The 6684-nt window shown below is 37.8% G+C and carries 5 protein-coding genes; 1 reads left to right on the top strand and 4 read right to left on the bottom strand.

Going from position 1 to position 6684, the window contains the following annotated elements; translation table 11 throughout:
• Positions 1-551 precede the first annotated feature (551 nt).
• The gene (locus tag GQR46_RS14155; RefSeq protein WP_007582080.1) at positions 552-1184 is read right to left on the bottom strand and encodes a c-type cytochrome; all 633 of its coding nucleotides are present in this window, start codon (positions 1182-1184) and stop codon (positions 552-554) included.
• 281 nt (positions 1185-1465) lie between these two features.
• Here GQR46_RS14155 and yihA point away from each other — a divergent pair, with 281 nt between their 5' ends.
• Positions 1466-2134, top strand: a complete 669-nt coding sequence (yihA, locus tag GQR46_RS14150; RefSeq protein ID WP_007377272.1) for a ribosome biogenesis GTP-binding protein YihA/YsxC — start codon at positions 1466-1468, stop codon at positions 2132-2134.
• Positions 2135-2143: 9 nt separating this feature from the next.
• Here yihA and GQR46_RS14145 read toward each other — a convergent pair whose 3' ends face one another.
• The 3 genes from GQR46_RS14145 to polA form a co-directional block, all read right to left on the bottom strand.
• Complete coding sequence (locus tag GQR46_RS14145; RefSeq protein ID WP_165728095.1) at positions 2144-2662, bottom strand: DUF1285 domain-containing protein; 519 nt, start codon at positions 2660-2662, stop codon at positions 2144-2146.
• Positions 2659-3246, bottom strand: a complete 588-nt coding sequence (locus tag GQR46_RS14140; protein WP_007582084.1) for a YceI family protein — start codon at positions 3244-3246, stop codon at positions 2659-2661. The genes GQR46_RS14145 and GQR46_RS14140 overlap by 4 nt, the downstream gene beginning before the upstream one ends.
• A gap of 490 nt (positions 3247-3736) precedes the next feature.
• Positions 3737-6472, bottom strand: coding sequence for a DNA polymerase I (polA, locus tag GQR46_RS14135; protein ID WP_165728094.1), 2736 nt, complete (start codon positions 6470-6472; stop codon positions 3737-3739).
• Positions 6473-6684 lie beyond the last annotated feature (212 nt).

The raw sequence follows: 6684 nt of genomic DNA, 5'->3' as shown, positions 1-6684 counted from the left end.
GCCTGCTAATCTGAGCGCCATTATCTGGACACTTCTCCCTTCGACTTTTTTTAGTCTTTATTATTTTTATTATTATCAGTCCGTATTGTTATTATTTTTACGTTCCTTGTTACATTCCATTTTGTTTTTATTATTAAACTTCCATGAGTTTTTTATTATTTTCGGTCATCCTGACACTTTTTTATTATTTCCTTTAGTAGCACTAATCTTATGCTATGTAGTCATGCCGCGTTACTTTCCTTGATAGTTATTTCCGTTTTGTTATTGTTGTTTTGCGACAGTGGTTAATTTACTCGTTAATGATTTTGTTACAACTGGTTTATATAACTTTTATTATCTTTATTACATTGAGATATAAAAATAAACATAAATTACAATAAGTTAATCAATAATCAAAAATAAAAAGAAGACTTTTCTTACAACCAGACATGGTCAATGTCTTACATTAAAACGGACGATATCGTTAATTTTTGACACAAAAAAAGCAGCCTAGGCTGCTTTTTTTAACACATTGTAGTTTATTTATTATTAACTGCTAAATAAATACGACTTTAGTGTAAGCCACCTAAATACTGAGAAAGTACTTCGATGTCTTTATCTGTTAATTTTTTTGCAATATCGCCCATCATGCCATTTAAGTCATTATGACGAGTACCATCACGGAATTTTTCAAGTTGAGCCTTGATATATCCTGGATGCTGAAAAGAAATTTTTGGAAACTTAGCAAGTGACGAGCCATTACCACGTGGGCCATGACATGCTGCACATGATGGAATTCCACGTTCTGCATCGCCTGCTTTAAAAAGCATCTCGCCAACTTCAACAACATCTTTAGGTGTAGCACCTTCAGTCATGTTCATTGAAGAAAAATAAGCAGCTAGATCTTTCATGTCTTGCTCGCTAAGTGGCATAGCCATAGCGCTCATTACTGGATCCATACGCCCTTCTTTGCCGCCTGACGTCATACCTAATTTTAAATCCTGAAGTTGCTTAAGGATATAATCTGGATGTTGACCTGCAATTTTAGGGTAAATATTAACCGGCGCATTACCGTCTGGGCCGTGACAAGCCGCACACGTTGCTGATTTTTCTTTACCTGCGTTTACATCGCCATCAAATGCTGTTGCGTTGCTTGCTGACAACGCACCAAGCAATATTGTTAAAGATAGTGCTATTTTTTTCATGGTGAATTCTCTGTTTCCGACCCTGTATCATCTACAATCGTGATGTTGTAATACATATATTCTACACGATAATAAATTCTCTGGCACGTTTTCTACACATATTAAGCTTATAATTTACAGGGTTTTGACTTAGATTAAGCTTTAACATGTTTTAAATGTACCATAGGTGCTGTTTTTAGGTGGTTAAATACGCTTTTTAATACATCCTTTATAGTATAAAATACGCGCCCTGAGTGAATTTGGTTTACTCAACGTTATTTATTTAAGTTTTAGGAGAGCCTGTGCTCAAATCTCGTATCAAATATAATACTGCGTCTTTCGTAACAAGCGCTCCCGACATTACTAAATTACCTGCTGATACGGGAATTGAAGTTGCGTTTGCCGGTCGCTCCAACGCAGGTAAGTCGAGTGCATTAAATGCATTAACCGATCAGAAGCTAGCACGTACAAGTAAAACACCTGGACGTACTCAGCTAATCAATACATTCGATTTAGCTGATGTTGACGATATGCGCCTTATCGATTTACCAGGCTATGGTTTTGCTAAAGTACCAATCGAAATGAAAAAGAAATGGCAAAAATCGCTAGGGGAATATCTGCAAAAGCGTCAAAGCCTAAAAGGTATTGTTATTTTAATGGATATTCGTCATCCATTAAAAGATTTAGACCGCGATTTAATTAATTGGGCTATTGGTAGTGAAATTCCAGTATTGGCACTATTAACTAAAGCCGATAAATTAAAGCAAGGCCCTCGTAAATCACAAGTACTGCAAGTTCGTCGTGAATTAAGCACGCTTGATGGGGATATTACAGTTCATGCATTTTCATCATTAAAAGGCACGGGTTTACCAGAAGTAGCTAAAAAACTAGATGAATGGTTTTTAGGTCCTGTTATTGCTGTACCACCTACCGATGAAACAATCACAGACGAAACTAACCCAGAGGCTTAAACGCTGGCGTTACGATAAATAAAACTGCTTTCCTGCAGATTTAATAAAATAGCCGAGTTTATCAGACTCGGCTTTTTCAGCCCACTGATAATATACGCTTCGCGCAACACGCGCACTACAGCCATAAGGTAGCTTTAGATAAGGTACTTTTGACCCTTTATAGTCTTTTATAACTAAAGGCTGCTGAGCGCTCACCAACCAGTGCCTAGCTAAATTATCAATACAACACAACACCTGCCCTTGCACTGTATTTTCAAAACGCCAATCAACAATAATAAACGGCGCATCATCAACCGTTATTGTTATTTTTTCGACAGGTGTTTTTAAATAAAATTGCTCACCTTCTTTACATAGAACAGAAGCAAACAGCTTCACCATGGCTGGGCGTGTTATTTCGCTGCCATCGTAAAACCATTTCCCCTTATGATTAATGACAATTGGCAGTTCACCACAATGATTAGGCTGCCAACTATCAAAAGGTTTGCTTGGCTCGCTTAATTGCTTGCTAAGCTCACTTAAAGAAATCACTGTTTTTTAAGTGTAATTGCAAATGTAACAGGCACTGCTGTTGCAATTGAAGGTAAGCCCGCTAGCTCTTGCAGCTTTTTAACGCCTTCGGTTACACCAAAATCATCACTATTAATAATAATAGGTGTTAATGATGATACCGTTAAATCACCACTTTGCGTGCTGTTAACGAGTACATCAATTGCCAATGGCTTTTTATTACCGTGAAAATCAAGCTCAGCTTTAATACCCTTTAATACATATTGACCAGGCTTTTTAATATTGCTCAGTTCTTTAGTTAAATTTGCAGTTAAAACAGCATTTGGAAATTTAGCCGCTTCGAATAAAAATGTCGTTAAACGCTCATTACGAATAGGAATTAGAGTTTCAGCTGATGTTAAATCAACATTAACGCTAAACTCGCCTTTATCAGAAAGCATACCTTCAAGGTTAGTAAAATGGTGTGCTTCAGCAATCGAATCTTTTTTAATTGAAACAAAGCTTAGTTGGCTTTTATCATTCACTAGCTGCCAATTGGCCTGAGCAACATTAGAAATAACTAAACTTGATAAAGAAAAACCTGCAATAGCTAATGCTTTAAACATAACGCACTCCTTAGTAATAAAATGAAAAGAATAAAAATAATATCACTTCGATGGTATCACCTGCGATGTACCCAAACCACCTCGAAATGACGAATGAATAATACAATTGGTATAGCGCAATAAAGAATTAATTAGATAGGATTTTCAGGCGTAAAACAAAAAACGGCCCACCAAACAAGTTGGTAGGCCGGTATAGCAAACTGGGGAGAAGCTATCAATTTGTTGCACCCTTTCAGATGCATCATCAACAGGATGTCCTACAGGATAGGACAGGCGGGACTTTAACAAAAGCACGCATTAAAATACAATCATATTCCTGTAAAACAGCTCGAATTGACGAACATATAACTATTTAATACAAATAGTTGCTTAAATTAACCTTATTTTAACTAAAGCTTGCATATACCTGATTGAATCGCTGTTATTCGCCATTTTTATTAAACATAAAAAAAGCGCCAAAAGGCGCTTTAATTAAAATGCTCAAATTGCATTAATGAGCTTGTTCCCAGTTGTCACCTTCATCAGCTTCAACTATAAGTGGTACATCTAGCGCAGCAGCTTGCGACATCAGTTCACAGATGTGTTTTGTGTACTGTGGTGCGCAGTCTGTTTTGATTTCAAATACTAATTCATCGTGCACTTGCATAAGCAGCTTAATTGTATTTGGCGCTTGTTCGTGTACCCAGCGGTTAACGCTCAACATTGCCTTTTTAATAATATCGGCGGCAGTACCTTGCATTGGTGCGTTTATAGCAGCACGTTCGGCTCCTTTTCTACGCGCCCCATTACGTGCGTTTATTTCTGGTAAATGTAGGCGACGACCAAATATTGTTTCAACGTAGCCATTTTCAGCTGCTTTTTCGCGTGTTGTTTCCATGTACTCTAATACACCTGGAAAACGCTCAAAGTATTTATCTATGTAATGCTGCGCTTCGTGGCGTGGCACATCTAGTTGACGTGCTAAACCAAATGCCGACATACCGTAAATTAAGCCAAAGTTTACTGCTTTCGCCTTACGGCGCATATCGGTAGTTACATCATCAAGCTCTACACCAAATACTTCAGCGGCAGTTGCACTATGTACATCTAAGCCGTTAGCAAATGCATTTAATAGACCTTTGTCTTGTGAAAGATGCGCCATAATACGTAGCTCAATTTGACTATAATCGGCAGCAACAATTTTATAACCATCTGCGGCTATAAACGCTTCACGAATACGACGTCCTTCTTCTGAACGAATAGGAATATTTTGTAAATTAGGATCAGTTGAACTCAAGCGCCCCGTAGCTGTAATTGCCTGATGATAAGACGTATGTACACGCTGGGTTTTCTCATTCACCATTAATGGTAATTTATCGGTATACGTTGATTTAAGCTTTGATAAACCACGATGCTCTATAATTACTTTAGGTAGCGGATAATCATGAGCAAGTTCTTGCAGTACTTCTTCTGCGGTAGAAGGTGCACCTTTAGGCGTTTTTTTAATAATAGGCAGCCCAAGCTTTTCAAACAACAGTACTTGTAGCTGTTTTGGAGAACTTAAGTTAAATGGTTCGCCTGCTATTTCAAACGCTTCTTTTTCAAGCTCAATTAAACGCTCACCTAAACGTTGACTATGCGCTCCAAGCATATTGCTATCTATCGCAACACCGGTGCGTTCAATATCAGAAATCACACTAATAAGTGGCATTTCTATATCTTCAAATACCGATTTTAGCTTTTCATCAGCTGCTATTTTTGGCCAAAGCACTTCGTGTAAACGCAAAGTAATATCGGCATCTTCTGCGGCGTAAGGCGCTGCTTTTTCAAGTTCAATTTGGTTAAAGGTAAGTTGCTTTTTACCTTTGCCAGCAATATCTTCAAAGCTAATATTTTTATGACCTAGGTATTTAAGTGCTAGCGAGTCCATATCGTGACGCGTGCCTACACTATTAAATACATACGACTCAAGCATAGTGTCAAACTTAATACCATTTAATGCAAAGCCTGCATTCGCTAATACGCTTTTGTCATATTTAAGGTTTTGCCCTACTTTAGCTTTGTTTTCATCTGCCAAAATTGGACCTAGCTTTTGCATTACAAATTCAAGGCTTAATTGCTCAGGCGCACCTGGGTAGTCATGCGCTACCGGTAAATACACAGCTTCACCCGCTTTTACGGCAAAGCTCATACCCACCAATTGCGCTTTCATGTAATCAAGGCTGGTTGTTTCAGTATCAAATGCAAATAACTCAGCACTATTTAATTGCTCTATTAGCGTATCAAATTGCACTTGCGTTAAAATAGTTTCGTAATGAGCATCTTCTACTTTTGGTAATTCAGTGGCTTCGGTAGGTACAGCTAAATGTGTTTCAGCATCTTTAGGATTATCAAGTAATTCAGCTAACCAACGACGGAATTCGCACTCACCATATAATGCAATTAATTCGTCTTTGTTAGGCTCTTGAAGTTTGAATGTATCAAGATCAGATTCAACTTCAACATCACACTTAATTGTCGCAAGTTCGTAGCTTAAAGGCAGATGATCAAGAGCAATTGCTAACTTTTCGCCTATTTTACCTTTAATCTCACTGGCGTGATCCATTACACCTTGAAGAGAACCATATTTTTCTAACCATTTAACTGCCGTTTTAGGACCACAGCCTTCAACACCCGGAATATTATCGACCTTATCACCCATTAATGCTAAGTAATCAATAATAAGTTCAGGGCCTACACCAAACTTTTCAACCACGGTAACGGGATCTGAAATACTGTCAGTCATCGTGTTTATTAGCGTAACGTGTTCATTAACAAGCTGTGCCATGTCTTTATCGCCAGTAGAGACGAGTACATGTCGTTTTTGCTCTGATGCTATACGTGCAAATGTACCAATAACATCATCAGCTTCAACGCCTTCAATACTAATTAGCGGAAAGCCCATCGCTTTAATAATACTGTGTATCGGTGCTATTTGAGTGCGTAAGTCATCCGGCATAGGCGGACGATTTGCCTTATACTCGCTATACATATCGTTACGGAACGTTTTACCTTTAGCATCAAATATAACCACCATATGTGATGGATCGTATTGTCTGATCAAGCTTTTAAGCATATTGATCACGCCATAAATAGCGCCCGTAGCTTCACCTTTAGAATTAGTTAAATGCGGCGGAGAATGATAAGCACGAAATAAATATGACGAGCCATCAACTAAAATAAGTGGGTTTTCGGGGATCTGAGCCATGGTGAATTTGGATCCTAAATGCAAAAAATTAAGGTAATTATAAGCATGCCATAAGGTAGTAAATAAAACGACAGTGAATTACTGCTTATCGTGTTATTAAAACTATAGCAAGCTGTGGATAAGTGTGTAGATAACAGCCACGAGCTATTCTTCCAAAGCATTATAAAATGCTTAGAAAATACTTTAACTGTATGTTTTAATTTAAAAAAGAT

Source organism: Pseudoalteromonas sp. Z1A6, from assembly GCF_011378745.1.
Classification (GTDB): Bacteria; Pseudomonadota; Gammaproteobacteria; order Enterobacterales; family Alteromonadaceae; genus Pseudoalteromonas; species Pseudoalteromonas arctica.
This window is presented reverse-complemented; position numbering and strand designations above follow the sequence as displayed.

Bases quoted from the DNA above. Each gene is read 5' to 3' on its own strand.
- GQR46_RS14155 (WP_007582080.1), bottom strand. From the start codon at position 1,184: ATGAAAAAAATAGCACTATCTTTAACAATATTGCTTGGTGCGTTGTCA.
- GQR46_RS14140 (WP_007582084.1), bottom strand. From the start codon at position 3,246: ATGTTTAAAGCATTAGCTATTGCAGGTTTTTCTTTATCAAGTTTAGTT.
- polA (WP_165728094.1), bottom strand. From the start codon at position 6,472: ATGGCTCAGATCCCCGAAAACCCACTTATTTTAGTTGATGGCTCGTCA.